A 12935-nucleotide genomic window follows, 5' to 3' on the forward strand; every position below is an offset into this window, starting at 1 on the left:
CGCGCCGGGCACGAACGTCGACGCGCCGAGCAGCAGCGCGAGCCAATACAGCGCCGGCGAGGCGACGCCGGCGGCCGAGTCGGGCAGCGTCCACGCGCCGCCCAGCGTCGCCGACGAGGCGGATTCGGCGGCGTCGGGGGCCGCGAGGCCGATCAGGAACGCCGCGACCAGCGCGACGCCGGAGAACACCGGGACGAGGACCTCCCGATCGCACCACCAGGGCGTGGGCGGGGCCTCCGGCTCGGAGAAGTCCGTGGGTTCGGGGGCAACGTGCGAGCAGCCGCAGGCCGAGGTCATCGGACGGTCTCCTCGGTTGCGGGTTCGGCCTCGGGCTCGGGCTCGGACCCGGGGTCGGCGTCGGCGGTGGTGCTCGCGTCGCAGCAGCCCTCCACCGGGCAGGACGGGTCGAGGCAGGGGGCGTCGGCGTCGACGGCGAGCGTGACGTCCAGGAGATCGTTGAGCGCCTTGCGCAGGTGCGGATCGGCGATGTCGTACCGGGTCCGGCGGCCTTCCGGGGTGGCGAAGATGATGCCGCAGTCCTTCAGGCACGCAAGGTGGTTGGAGACGTTGGTGCGGGTCAGCTCCAGATCGTCGGCCAGGGCGCCGGTGTAGGCGGGGCCGTCGAGGAGCGTCATGAGGATGCGCGATCGCGTCGGATCGGCCATGGCGCGGCCGAGGCGGTGCATGACGTCGAGACGCGGGGCAATGGTCAGCATGTGCTGACCATAACACCCGTCAGTGGCTGCTGACGTATCGCGGTCCGGTGCGGCCATGGCCCTTGTCGGGGCCGTCGGACATTGGGGTGGCCGGGCATCGGTGCCGGGAGTGGTCAGTCGATCCGGGAGCGGTCAGTCGATGAAGTGGCATACGGCCGCATCCGTCCACCATGTCCCATTGTCGGGATGGCGGACCCATAGGCGGCGCGGCGACGGGCCGGGCGCGACGTCGGCGTCGACGACGATCTCGGCGGCCGTGCGCGTCGACCACCGAAAAAGGCCGTCATGGAAGAAGTGCAGCCGCCGCCCGTCCGGGGCGATGGCGATGAGCCGCTCGCCGTCGTCGGCGGCATCCAGCGACTGCGGCGTGACGACGAGGGCGTCGGCCGGCGGGGCCTCCGGCGCGGCGATCGGTGCGGCGTAGGCGGGGCGCAGTGACGGGTCGGCCGTGGTGCCGGCGATGCTGCGGCGATGCCACGTCGCGGCGAAGCGCAGGCGGCGGGCGTCGGAGGGGGAGTGGTGGCGGCCCGTGGTGGTCTGGGGCGCGATTCTAGGCTCGTTCGCGGCTGCTGACGCGATGGCGTTCGCGGCGGGTGCCGCGTTGGGGTGTGCGATGGCGTTCGCGGCGGGGTTCGTGGATGAGTTGGTGGTGGTGGCGGCGTCGATGGCGCGCATGGCGGGTTCCTCCCGGTCGAGTTCTTCCGACCGCCGGAGATCCGGCGGTGGCCGGTCTTCCCGGGAGGGCACCGAGGCTCGAACCGCGGTTGCCGTGCGGCGATGAAGTCCCGGGGCCCGTGCAGCCCGCCGCAACTCTGGACCTGCCGCCACTATAGACCAAGCGGTCTATTCGGTGTCAAGCAACCTCGCCACCGCGGCCAGCGGGAGCTCCAGCCAGCCCGGGCGGTTCTGGGCCTCGTACAGGCACTCGTAGATCGCCTTGTCCAGGATGAACGCATCCAGCAGCGCCGCCTCGTCGCGGGGATCGCGCCCCGACGTCGACGCGTACCCCTCCAGGAACGCCTCCACGTTGTGGTCGGCCCACTCCGCGACGCGGAAACGCTGCTGGGGGGAATCCTCCCGGCCCGTCAGCAACGGGTAGTGCGCCGCGTAATCGAAGGACCGCACCATGCCGGCGACGTCGCGCAGCGGGTGATCGGGCAGCCGGCGCTCGTCCCACGGGCGCGACGGCTCACCCTCGAAATCGATGAGCAACCAATGCCGCGGCGTGCGCAGCACCTGGCCCAGATGCAGGTCGCCGTGAATGCGCTGCACCGGAACCCCATCGTCGTCGACGGACTCCGCGGCCTTTTCGAATACCGCCTCGGCAGCGTCGTAAAGCTCATTGACCTGCGGAACCAGCCCGGCGACATGGGCCAGGCGGACCCGCATCGGGGCGACGAGCTCCTCGCCCGACACCCGGCCGCGCACCGGCACGGCCGCCGCCAGATTCTCGTGGACCTCCGCGACCGCCGCACCCAGCGCGGCCGCCTCGAAACCGAAGGCGGTGCCCAGATCCTCCGGCTGCAGATCGGCCTCGCGGATGATGTCGCGCACCGACGTCAGGGCCATCGACCAGCCGTCGGCGGAATTGGGCACGAACTCCTGCAGCATCGCGGTGGTGTACGTCTCGCCGTCGACCTCCAGCTCCGCCCAGCCGTACAGGCGAGGCACCGACGCGCAATCGGCCGCCGACAGCGCCGCCAACAGCTCCACGTCGGCGTTGACGCCCGGGTGCAGGCGGCGGAAGACCTTCATCATCACCTCGTCGTCGAAGATGACGGAGGTGTTGGACTGCTCCACGCCCATCGGGCGGCCCTTCTCGGGCACGGGCAGCTCTGCGCCGGAGACTTTCTTCAGCACCATCGGGCCCAGCGCGCCGTCGGCCGCGAGGGTCCGGCCCAGCGCCGTCACCGCCGCGGGATCGACCAGGGCGTCGTAGCCCAGCACGCCCTCGCCGGCGACGAGCAGTGCATCCTCGTGCGCCGCCGGCAGCGCGTCGCCCCAGGCGATCGGCAGCAGGTAGGCCGGGGAGGCGCCGCCGCTGCGCACGCGGACGAACAGCAGGTCCACGTCCGGGGACTCGGCGTCGCCGCGCACCGCCGGCGCGTGAACCAGCACGTCCAGGCCGTCGATGCCGGCCGCCTTGTCGGCGAAGAACCGGTGCAGCGGCAGCGTGCGGACCAGCTCCGAGGCGATCAGGTCGGCGTCGGGCAGCGTGAACCCATCGCCGATCGGGCCTGCGGACGCGCCGCCGCCGAGATCGCCGGAGGTGGGGTGGGAATTTCGGTTGTCGGTCATCGATTCGCCTCTCGCTCATCGGAATCATCGGGCGCGCCGGCGGTCGCGGCCACCGGGGCGTCGGAAATGGCCTGCGCCACCGGCACCGTTGGCGCCGCCGACGACGCGGCGATCACCGGGGCCTCCGGCGGGGTCTGCAGCTCGAACCAGTAGAAGCCGTGGCCGGGCAGCGTGATCTGGTAGGAATCGGCCCCGATCTCGGGGAACGGCACCGAGCCGGTCAGCTCGACCGGGGTGGCGCCGGCGAACTCGGACAGGTCGAGCTCCACGGCCTGCGGGTACTTGGACAGGTTGTTCACGCACAGCAGGCGCTCGTCGTCATGCTCGCGCAGGTACGTGAGCACCGAGGGGTTGTCGCTGTCGAGCTCGCGGAAATCGCCCAGGCCGAAGGCCCGGTACTTCTTGCGCACGTGCACCATCCGTCGCACCCAATTGAGCAGGGAGTTCGACGAACCCATCTGGCTCTCCACGTTGATGCCCTGGTAGCCGTACGTCGGGTCCTGGATGGTCGGCAGGTACAGGCGGCCCGGATCGCAGCGCGAGAAGCCGGCGTTGCGGTCCGGCGACCACTGCATCGGGGTGCGCACCGCGTCGCGGTCGCCGAGCCAGATGTTGTCGCCCATGCCGATCTCGTCGCCGTAGTACAGCACCGGCGAGCCCGGCAGCGACAGCAGCATGGCGTTGAACAGTTCCAGCTGGTTGCGGTCGTTTTCCAGCAGCGGCGCCAGGCGGCGGCGGATGCCGATGTTCGCCTTCATCCGCGGGTCCTTCGCGTACTCGGCGTACATGAAGTCGCGCTCGGCGTCGGTGACCATCTCCAGCGTCAGCTCGTCATGGTTGCGCAGGAAGATGCCCCACTGCGCCGACGAGGGGATGTCCGGCGTCGAGTCGAGGATCTCCGAGATGGGGAAGCGCGACTCGCGGCGCACCGCCATGAAGATGCGCGGCATCAGCGGGAAGTGGAACGCCATGTGGCACTCGTCGCCGCCGACCTCGGGGTCGCCGAAGTACTCGACGACGTCCTCCGGCCACTGGTTGGCCTCGGCCAGCAGCACGCAGCCGGGGTACTCCTCGTCCATGACGGCGCGGCACTTCTTCAGGAACTCGTGCGTCTCCGGCAGGTTCTCGCAGTTGGTGCCCTCGCGCTCGAAGAGGTACGGCACGGCGTCGAGGCGGAAGCCGTCGAGGCCCAGGTCGGACCAGAAGCGCAGGACGTCGATCATGGCCTCCTGCACGGCCGGGTTGTCGTAGTTGAGGTCAGGCTGGTGCGAGAAGAAGCGGTGCCAGTAGTACTGGCCGCGCACCGGGTCGTACGTCCAGTTGGAGTCCTCGGTGTCGACGAAGATGATGCGCGCGCCCGAGTAGGTGTCGGGGTCGTCGGTCCACACGTAAAAGTCGCCGTAGGGCCCGTCGGGGTCCATTCGGGACTGCTGGAACCACTCGTGGGTGTCGGAGGTGTGGTTCATCACCAGGTCGGTGATCACGCGGATGCCGCGGGCGTGCGCTTCGTCGAGAAGCAGCTTGAAGTCCTCGACGGTGCCGAATTCGGGCAGCACCGCCCGGAAGTCGCGGATGTCGTACCCGCCGTCGCGCAGGGGCGAGTCGTAGAACGGGGGGAGCCACAGGCAGTCCACCCCGAGCCACTGCAGGTAGTCGAGTTTCTCCCGCAGACCGTTCAAGTCGCCGGAGCCGTTGTTGTCCGAGTCGTTGAACGCGCGCACGAGAACCTCGTAGAACACCGCGCTTCGATACCAATCATGCATGGGGACCAGGGTAGGGAAACGCCGGTCATCTCGCAGGGAAGATCGATGGGTCGGGACTTTTTCGCTTGACGACGCCTATGCGCCCCGCCGTTCGTCCAACACCCGCATGAGCCGCGCGGCGTCGTCCGGCGCGAGCTGCGACGCGGTGACGGAGACGGGCCCGCCGACGAGGTCGATGCGCACGTCGACCAGGGACAGCGCCCGGGACAGGGGGCCTTGGCGGAGGGTGTGGCCCTGGATCCGGGACCAGGGGATCACGGCGCGCAGCCGGCGCAGTCTGCCGGAGGTCACCACCAAAGCGCGCGGGGTGATGCGCACCGTCTGATTCCGCCAGTCGATGGGGGAGATCCAGACGGATCGTTTCGGCGACGCCCACATCGCCTCCGAGGGCTCGTGCCGGAGGCCCGTGATGCGTCCGATGATTCCGTCGACGACGGCGTCCGACTCGGGCAGCGGGGCGACCGGCAGGAGAGTCGTGGAGACCTCCGAGCCTTCGCCGACGTACCCGGCGACGTTGAGCCGCACGGTCGCCCAGTGCAGCGGGCGCCACCACGCGGGCTCGATGATCTGCATGGCGTGGATCCGCCGCACCGGAATGGTCTGGCGGCGCGTCGCGGTGAGGCCCGCGGCGATCTGCAGCCGCCCCGCGCGATCGTCCGCGGCGAGAGTGAAACCGTGGAACTTGTTCCACTTCTGCCAGACGGAGGCGACGATGCCGAAGAGGAACGCCGCGACGCCGATGAACGAGGTGCCGGCGATGGCGCCGAAGGTCATGACGACCATTTCCGTCATCGACACCTGCTCGGCCGGGCCGACCGCGTTGATCACGGCGAAGGAGCCGAAGAACGCGATCGGGATTGCGAGCAGCACCAGCAGCCCGGGGCCGAGCGCCGCAGATGCGAACAACCGGCCCGGAGGCACGGGGCCGTGGAGATGGGTTTCGTCGGCGGGATCGGCAGACGCTTCCGGAATCGTGTCCCGAAAATCGGCGGGGGCCGTCGGCGACGCCGTTGGTTTCGCCTCGGCGGGGTGAGCCGACGGCTCCGGAGCAGCCCCGTGGGGATCTGCCTCGACCGCGCGTTTGGCTTCGAGGACGGCCGCGCGCACGGCGCGGCAATCGTCCATGGTGAGGAACCGGATGGTCAGGTCGGAGTCTTTGCCGCCGGCGGTTTCCACCTTCACTTCGCCGAGCCCGACGAGACGGGCCAGCAATGGCTGGTTGACGTCCACCGCCTGCACCCGGTCGAAGCGGGCGGTGCGCCGCGTCCGGATGAGCCAGCCCGAGCCGATGCGGACCTCGGCGTCGGCGAGCTCGAAGAACCGGTACTTCCACGAGATCCAGGAAAAGACGGCGGTCAGTGCGATGACCAGCACCGATATGCCGGTCGCCACGAGCCACGCGATCGGGCCCGAGTCGGTGAGGAAATTGATCAGCTGACCGAGCGACGTCGACTGCTGGACGACGTTGAAGACGATGACGGCCACCGCAGCGGCCAGGGCCCGTCCGCCGGCCAACAGCGGCGTGACCGGGTGGACGCGGCGGCGTCCCGGCCCGACCGGGCCGGGGTCGGCGGGCGCGGTCACAGCCCGGCCATCCTCTCGCGGGCGCGGTCGGACAGTCGTTCGCGCAGTTCCCGGGCCTGCGCGCGGGGCAACCCGGACAGCTGGGCGTCGGAGGTCGCCGAAGCGGTGTTGAGCTTTACCGTGGCCAACCCGAAAAGCCGCAGCAGCGGGCCTTCGTCGATGTCGATGAATTGGATGCGCCCGTACGGGACGACGGTCACCGATCGCCACCAGCGGCCGCGGGCGACGATCATGTCTTCTTCGCCTTCGCGGTATGCGTGAGCGGAAACCTGGCGGCCGATGATCCACAGGAGCCAGAGCAGCAGCGCCACGGTTGCTGCCGCGGCGATCCACCACAGCGGGTGCAGGAACAGCGCCAGCGCGACTGCGGCGATGAGGGGCGGGAGCAGCCAGATGGTCGCCGAGATCCGGCGCACCGTGGCGAGTTTCGGGGAAACGGGGGTCAAGTGCGGGGAATCCGGATCCAGCAGGTCGAGCGCCATGTCACCGAAACTATCAGCCGTACCGGATTTCCGATGGACGAGCGGGCGGTGACCGTCGGCCACCCGGATTCGGCATGATGGGGGCATGGATCCGCAGCGACGAGACGACCAGCCCGACCCCCGGTGGGACGACGGCGCCGCACCGCGGCCCCAGTGGGACGGCAGCCCCGACCCGCGGCCGATGCACGAGCGCGGCGTCGGTCCCGACGACGATTCCCGCGACGACAACCTGTTCACGAAGTACCGCGCCGTATGGGCGGTGCTCATCACCCTGATCACCCTTTTGGTCTGCTGGCAGATTCTCCAGTTCGCGCTCGACGTGGGCTTCTGAGGCGGACGATTCCGACGGGCGGTTCCGGCCACTCAACGGCTCCGGCGGGATCTAACGGATCTAACGACCCAGACCGGATCTAACGGATCTAACGGCTCCGGAACATCGCCCGCACGCCGCCCCACGGGTCGGCTTCGTCGGCTTCGACCGCCCGCTCACCGCCGCCGTACCAGATGCGACCCGTGCGCTCGGGGGGCGAATAGCGCGGCCAACCCGGATCACCGGTGTGGATGAACGACACCACCTGGTCGTGGAACGGGTGGCCGGCCTCGCGACCGAAGAAGCGGGGCAGATCGACGCAGTGAGGGGCGCCGTCGGTCACCCGCCCGTCGGGGCCGATGCCGGTGCCCTCGCCCGGCCGGAACTCGCCGACCCAGGTCGGCATGCCTGCCGCCGCCGAGGAATCGGCGACCGCGACCGCGCTGGCCCGGATTGCCGCGTCGGAGATCACGCCGCCGATGGGCCGGTCGCCGGCCTCCGGCGGCAGCGGGCCCATGGCGCCGTGTGCCGCACCGATCGCCCTGGCCAGGATTCTCGCGCCGGGCTTCGCGTCCGCCCAGATGAGTGGCGGCGCGAAATGGAACTCCTCGCTGGTGGCGGTCACCATCAGCGGCACCCTCGGCCGGATTTCGGGGATGCGCGGGCCCACGGCGGTGTCAGTCGGGGCCACCGCGGCCAGCAGGCGGTAGGCCTTGTCGGCGATCTCCGGGGAGGGCGCCCCCGACGGGCCGATGCCTCCGATGCGGGCGAGCAGGCGTCGCAAAGCATTGCCGGAACCACGGGACAAGCCGGGCGACAGGGCGATGACCCGGTGCACGAGCCCCTCCGAGCGCGCGTCCGACGCCAGCGCCAGCGCCAGGCCGGCGCCGGCGGACTGGCCGGACAACGTGACGTTGCCGGGGTCGGCCCCGAACGCGGCGGCATTGTCGCGGACCCAGCGCAGGGCGTGGACGAGGTCGTCGACCGCGCGGTACGGCGCGGCGTCAGGAGCGCCGGCGCGGCCATCGTCCGCCATGCGCCAGAAGCCGTCGAGCGTCTTGCGGTAGCCCAGGGACACGGTGACGATGCCCTGCTCCGCGAACCGGCGCATGGTGCACCACGGCTCGGAGGGGTGGCCCTCCTCGAAACGGCCACCGTGGATCCACAGCAGGATCGGGCGGGTGGCGTGGGCGGTGGCGGCTGAGTCGGACGCATCGCCTGGCCCCGCGGCCAGACCGTCGACCGGGGCGGTGACGGTCAGCTGCATGTGGCCGACGCCCTCGCGAAGGGGTGTGCCCGAACCGTCGCCGAGCGGATCTCCGATGGGCTCGCGGCCGTCGTGCGCACCGGGCGGCACCGGCGACGACGGCCCGAAGGGCTCGGCGGTGGCGTACGGGATGGTGTGGATCCGCAGCACGCCGCCCGATGCGAGGCCGGTCAGGGCACCGGCCGGGGCATCGACGGTGACTTCCGCGGAGCCCGGGCGGGCGCCGGGAATCGGCGTGGCATTGGAATCGCTCATGGCGACAAGCGTAAACGCCCGATCCGCGGCCGGGGCTACAGTTGGGCGACATGAGCAACGAAGACGCCAAGGACCAGACCCTCGCCGCCAACCCGCTGCTGACGCCGTCGACGCTGCCGTACGGGCTGCCCGATTTCGCGGTGATCGGCGATGAGCACGTCATCCCCGCGTTCCGCACGGCCTTCGTCGACCATGACGCGGAGATCGCGGCGATCGTCGACAATCCGGAGGCGCCGAGCTTCGCCAACACCCTCGAGGCGCTCGAGGCGGCGGGGCAGCTGCTGGAGCGGGTCGCGGCGTACTTCTTCAACGTCGCCGGCACCGATGCCACGGAGGAGCGCCTGGCCATCGAGTCGACCATCGCGCCGGAGCTGGCCGCGCACCTGGACGGCGTGCGGCTCAACGAAGGCCTGTGGTCGCGCATCAAGCGGGTCGCGGAGCTTTACGACGGCCCGTCGGGCACCTCGTCCGACGTGCCCGAACTCGATGACGAGGCGCGTCGGCTGCTGGACAAGGTCGTCCGCGACTTCCGCCGCGCCGGCGCGGACCTGGACGACGAGGGCAAGAAGCGCCTGAAGGAAATCAACTCGCGGCTGTCGGAGCTGTCGACGGCGTTCGGCGAAAACCTGCTCGCCGACACCAACGATCGTGCCGTGGTCATCACCGACGAGGCGGACCTCGCGGGCTTGTCGCAGGCGGCGAAGGACAACCTCGCCCGATATGCCCGCAAGGCCGGCAAGGACGAGGGCTGGTTGATCCCGCTGGATCTGCCCAGCGTGCAGGCGGTTCTCGTCGATCTGGAATCGCCGGACACCCGCGCCCGCGTGTATGCGGCGTCGATCGCCCGCGGCACCGGCGAGGGGCACGACAATCGCCCCGTGCTGCTCGAGGAGGTGCGCCTGCGCGCCGAGCGGGCCCGTCTTCTCGGCTACGACAGCCACGCCGATTACGTCATCGCCGACGAGACCGCCGGCGACGCCGCGGCCGCAAAGAAGCTGATCACCGATCTTGCGCCGGCGGCAGTCGCCAATGCCGAGGGCGAGTACAAGCGCGTCGCCGACCTCGCCGCCGAAGCCGCGGCGCAGGGCGGTGCCGCGGGCGAGGGGGCCGACGATGCCGTGAACTCCGACGGTGACGAGGTCGAGGGGGCCGCCGAGGTCGGCGCCCCGGATTGGCCGTACTGGGCCGAACGGCGGCGTGCGGAGGAGTTCGCCGTCGACGGAGAGAAGCTCAAGTCCTACTTCCCGCTCGAACGCGTGGTCCGCGACGGCGTCTTTTACGCCGCGAAGAAGCTCTACGGCATCGACGTCGTTCCCCGCGAGGACCTCGTCGGGTACGCCCCGGGCGTCACCGTGTGGGAGGTGCGCGACGGCGAAACTCCGGCAGACGGCGCGTCCGCCGTCGAGTCCGGGGACGATGTGGCGGGCGAGACCGGCGGAGAGACGGCCGACTCCGGCATCGGGCTCATCCTCACCGACTTCTTCTCCCGCCCGACCAAGCGCGGCGGCGCGTGGATGAGCTCCTTCGTGGACCAGTCACACCTCCTGGGCACCAAGCCCGTCGTGGTCAACGTGCTCAACATCGCCGAGCCGGCGGAAGGGGAGGAGGCGCTGTTGACGCTGGACGAGGTCACCACCCTTTTCCACGAGTTCGGCCACGCCCTCCACGGTCTGCTGTCCGACGTGCGTTACCCGCGTTTCTCGGGCACGAACGTCCCGCGCGACTTCGTCGAGTTCCCCTCCCAGATCAACGAGAACTGGGCGCTGGAGCCGTCGATCCTGGCCAACTACGCCGTCCACGCCGAGACGGGCGAGCCCATCCCGGACGAGCTCGTCGAGGCCGTGAAGAAGGCGCGCACCGCGGGCGAGGGCTTCGCCACGACGGAGTACCTCGCGGCGTCGGCGCTGGACCTGGCGTGGCATTCGCTGACCCCGGAGGAGGCCGCGGCCATTTCCGACGTCGGCGAGTTCGAGCAGAAGGCCCTGGAGGAATACGGGCTGGACGTGGCGAACCTGGCCCCGCGGTACCGGTCGACGTATTTCAACCACATCTTCGCCGGCGGCTACTCGGCCGGGTACTACTCGTACCTGTGGGCGGAAGCGCTCGACGCCGACGGCTATGGCTGGTTCACCGACAACGGCGGCGCCACCCGCGCCGGCGGCGACCGCTTCCGCGGCACCATCCTGTCGAGGGGCGGCGCGATCGATTTCGCCGAGGCCTACCGGGAGTTCCGCGGCCGCGACAAGGACATCAGCCCCCTGCTCGAGCGCAGGGGATTGGCCGGCGCCGGCGTCACCGCCGGGTAGCGGGTGATTCCGGACCGTCGGGTAAGGTGAACCGCCGTGTACGAAGCGTTCGAGGGAACCGTCGATTCGATCGGCCAGTGGCTGACGCAGTTGCCGGTCTTCGGGCAGACCATCGTGCTGCTGGCGTTCCTCGTGCCCGTCGCCGGCGCGGTGGCGTTCGTGTTCATCGGCCTGATCGACATCGTCGTCGGCCGCATTTCCGGGCGGTGGGCGAAGAAGCGCCCCACCCGGGAGGGCAGGGCGCGAATTGAATTGGTGGAACAGGACCCCAGCTGACCAGCGGGGAAATGCGAGTGCAGGACCCCAGCTGACCAGCGGGGAAATGCGAGTGCAGGACCCCAGCTGAACAGCGGGGAAATCGTGGAGCAGGACCCCAGCCGATTGGCGGGGAGCGAAGCCCCGGTCAATGACGGGGAAGTGGAGAAGGAGAGCCCAACATGCGGAAGTCACCGGTCAAGATGGCGCTCATCGTGCTCATCGTCCTCGTGCTCGTCGCCGGGATCATGACTCAGCTCTGATCACCGCCCGGTACCGATCGCCGGCCCGGTAGCGAGCGCTCTCCGGCATCGATCGCCCCCCCCGGGGCCGATCATCACGCGTGGACGTTGGCCGCCCGTGCGCCCTCGGCGCCGATCGACGCCGTCGACTCGCCGGGCTCCGGCGCCGGCAAACCATTGCGGTGATCGACGAACAGGCAGATCACCAGGGCGATGGCGGTGGGGATGACCCACGACAGCGACTGCTCGTACAGCGGAAGCTCGGCAAGCGCCGGAATCGCCGACGCCGGTTCGACGGCCAGCGCCCGCGCCAGATCGATGAGAGCGAAGACGCCGGCCACGGCCACCGGAATCCGGTATGACCACACCAGCTTGAACGGCAGCGCGGCCTGCAGCAGCGTCAGGAACACCAGCGCCACCGCCATCGGGTACAGGAACACGTTCAGCGGAATGGCGATGCCGATGATCGTCTCCAGCCCGAGATTCGACATCAGCAGACCGGCCAACGTGAAAACGACCGCCCATGCCTGGAACCCGATGCGGGGAGTCAGCGAAGAGAAGAATGCGGCGGTCGAGGTGATGAGGCCGACGGCCGTCGTCAAGCAGGCCAGCAGCACGATCAGCGCGAAAATCCACGCGCCCGCCGCGCCGAAGGACTGGGTGGCGGCGTCGGAAAGCAACAGCGCTCCGTTGGTGTATTCGCCCTCGATGCCCCGGCCCAGACGGCCCAGGCCGAGGTAGACCACGCCGAGCAGGATCACCGCGACCACGCCCGCCAGGATCGACGAGGTGACCACCCGGCGCTGGTCGCGGATGCCCCGCGAGCGAAGCGAATCGATGACCACGATGCCGAAGACCAGTGCGGCCAGGGAATCCATGGTCAAGTAGCCCTCGAGGAATCCCGCGGCGTAGGGGGCGTCGGCCCACTTCTCCGTCGGGGCGCCCGGCTCGCCCGTGAGCACCATCGAACCCACGACGACCAGCGCCACGATGAGGACCAGCAGCGCCGGAGTCAGCCACCGGCCCAGCGAATCGACGATGCCGCCCGGCCGCAGCGACAACCACAGCGACACCGCGAAGAACGCCACGGTGAACGCGAACAGCGCCCACGCCGACGTCGTCCCCGCCACGCCCGCGACGCCCGTCTCGAACGCGACGTTCGCCGTGCGGGGGATCGCGTACAGCGCGCCGATGGAGAGGTACACGGCGACGGAGAAGACCAGGCCGAAGACCTTGCCCGTCCGGGACGCGATGTCCACGATGCCGTTGCCCGACACCGACACCGCGATGACGGCCAGCGCCGGCAGCAGCACCGCCGTCGACAGGAACCCGGCCATCGCGGGGCCGTAGGCGGTGCCGGCCTCGACGCCCAACTGGGGCGGGAAAATCAGGTTGCCGGCGCCGAAGAACATGGCGAACAACATGAGCCCGACCACGATGATGGTCGGGCCGGCGGA

Annotated in this window: 11 protein-coding genes, 1 pseudogene and 1 riboswitch; of the genes and pseudogenes, 3 read left to right on the top strand and 9 right to left on the bottom strand. The window is 70.1% G+C overall.

Features of this window, described 5'->3' with window-relative positions:
• The 7 genes and pseudogenes from GX015_RS03205 to GX015_RS03235 all read right to left on the bottom strand — a co-directional run.
• A pseudogene (locus GX015_RS03205) lies at window positions 1–297 on the bottom strand (hypothetical protein); the annotation flags it as partial.
• Entirely contained in the window at window positions 294–716 is a 423-nt protein-coding gene (locus tag GX015_RS03210; RefSeq protein WP_291342756.1) for a metalloregulator ArsR/SmtB family transcription factor, read from the bottom strand. The gene GX015_RS03210 and the pseudogene GX015_RS03205, both read right to left, overlap by 4 nt.
• 132 nt (window positions 717–848) lie before the next feature.
• Window positions 849–1391 (bottom strand): hypothetical protein, encoded by a 543-nt coding sequence (locus tag GX015_RS03215; protein WP_291342758.1) that lies wholly within the window; start codon window positions 1389–1391, stop codon window positions 849–851.
• 15 nt (window positions 1392–1406) lie between these two features.
• Window positions 1407–1535, bottom strand: a riboswitch (SAM riboswitch).
• Between the two features lie 24 nt (window positions 1536–1559).
• Window positions 1560–3014 (bottom strand): phosphotransferase, encoded by a 1455-nt coding sequence (locus tag GX015_RS03220; RefSeq protein WP_291342759.1) that lies wholly within the window; start codon window positions 3012–3014, stop codon window positions 1560–1562.
• Window positions 3011–4777: a maltose alpha-D-glucosyltransferase gene (gene treS / locus GX015_RS03225; protein ID WP_291342761.1), complete on the bottom strand. Its 1767-nt coding sequence runs from the start codon at window positions 4775–4777 to the stop codon at window positions 3011–3013. The genes GX015_RS03220 and treS overlap by 4 nt, the downstream gene beginning before the upstream one ends.
• 75 nt (window positions 4778–4852) lie before the next feature.
• Window positions 4853–6361, bottom strand: coding sequence for a PH domain-containing protein (locus GX015_RS03230; RefSeq protein WP_291342762.1), 1509 nt, complete (start codon window positions 6359–6361; stop codon window positions 4853–4855).
• Window positions 6358–6843: a PH domain-containing protein gene (locus GX015_RS03235; protein WP_155867444.1), complete on the bottom strand. Its 486-nt coding sequence runs from the start codon at window positions 6841–6843 to the stop codon at window positions 6358–6360. The genes GX015_RS03230 and GX015_RS03235 overlap by 4 nt, the downstream gene beginning before the upstream one ends.
• 85 nt (window positions 6844–6928) lie before the next feature.
• Here GX015_RS03235 and GX015_RS03240 point away from each other — a divergent pair, with 85 nt between their 5' ends.
• Window positions 6929–7174 (top strand): hypothetical protein, encoded by a 246-nt coding sequence (locus tag GX015_RS03240; protein ID WP_155867442.1) that lies wholly within the window; start codon window positions 6929–6931, stop codon window positions 7172–7174.
• Between the two features lie 88 nt (window positions 7175–7262).
• On the opposite strand, the gene GX015_RS03245 is transcribed toward GX015_RS03240, so the two are convergent.
• A complete protein-coding gene (locus GX015_RS03245) occupies window positions 7263–8675 on the bottom strand; it encodes a carboxylesterase family protein (protein ID WP_291342765.1) in 1413 nt (470 codons plus the stop codon).
• A 50-nt stretch (window positions 8676–8725) separates the two neighbouring features.
• Here GX015_RS03245 and GX015_RS03250 point away from each other — a divergent pair, with 50 nt between their 5' ends.
• Together GX015_RS03250 and GX015_RS03255 are read left to right on the top strand one after the other, a co-directional pair.
• The gene (locus tag GX015_RS03250) at window positions 8726–10981 is read left to right on the top strand and encodes a M3 family metallopeptidase (protein ID WP_291342766.1); all 2256 of its coding nucleotides are present in this window, start codon (window positions 8726–8728) and stop codon (window positions 10979–10981) included.
• Window positions 10982–11017: 36 nt separating this feature from the next.
• Window positions 11018–11257 (top strand): hypothetical protein, encoded by a 240-nt coding sequence (locus GX015_RS03255; RefSeq protein ID WP_155867435.1) that lies wholly within the window; start codon window positions 11018–11020, stop codon window positions 11255–11257.
• Window positions 11258–11573: 316 nt separating this feature from the next.
• Here the strand turns inward: GX015_RS03255 and brnQ are convergent.
• A partial coding sequence (gene brnQ, locus GX015_RS03260; protein WP_291342768.1) for a branched-chain amino acid transport system II carrier protein occupies window positions 11574–12935 on the bottom strand: 1362 nt, incomplete at its 5' end.

Origin of the sequence: Corynebacterium sp. (assembly GCF_012837295.1) — a bacterium.
GTDB lineage: Bacteria > Actinomycetota > Actinomycetes > Mycobacteriales > Mycobacteriaceae > Corynebacterium.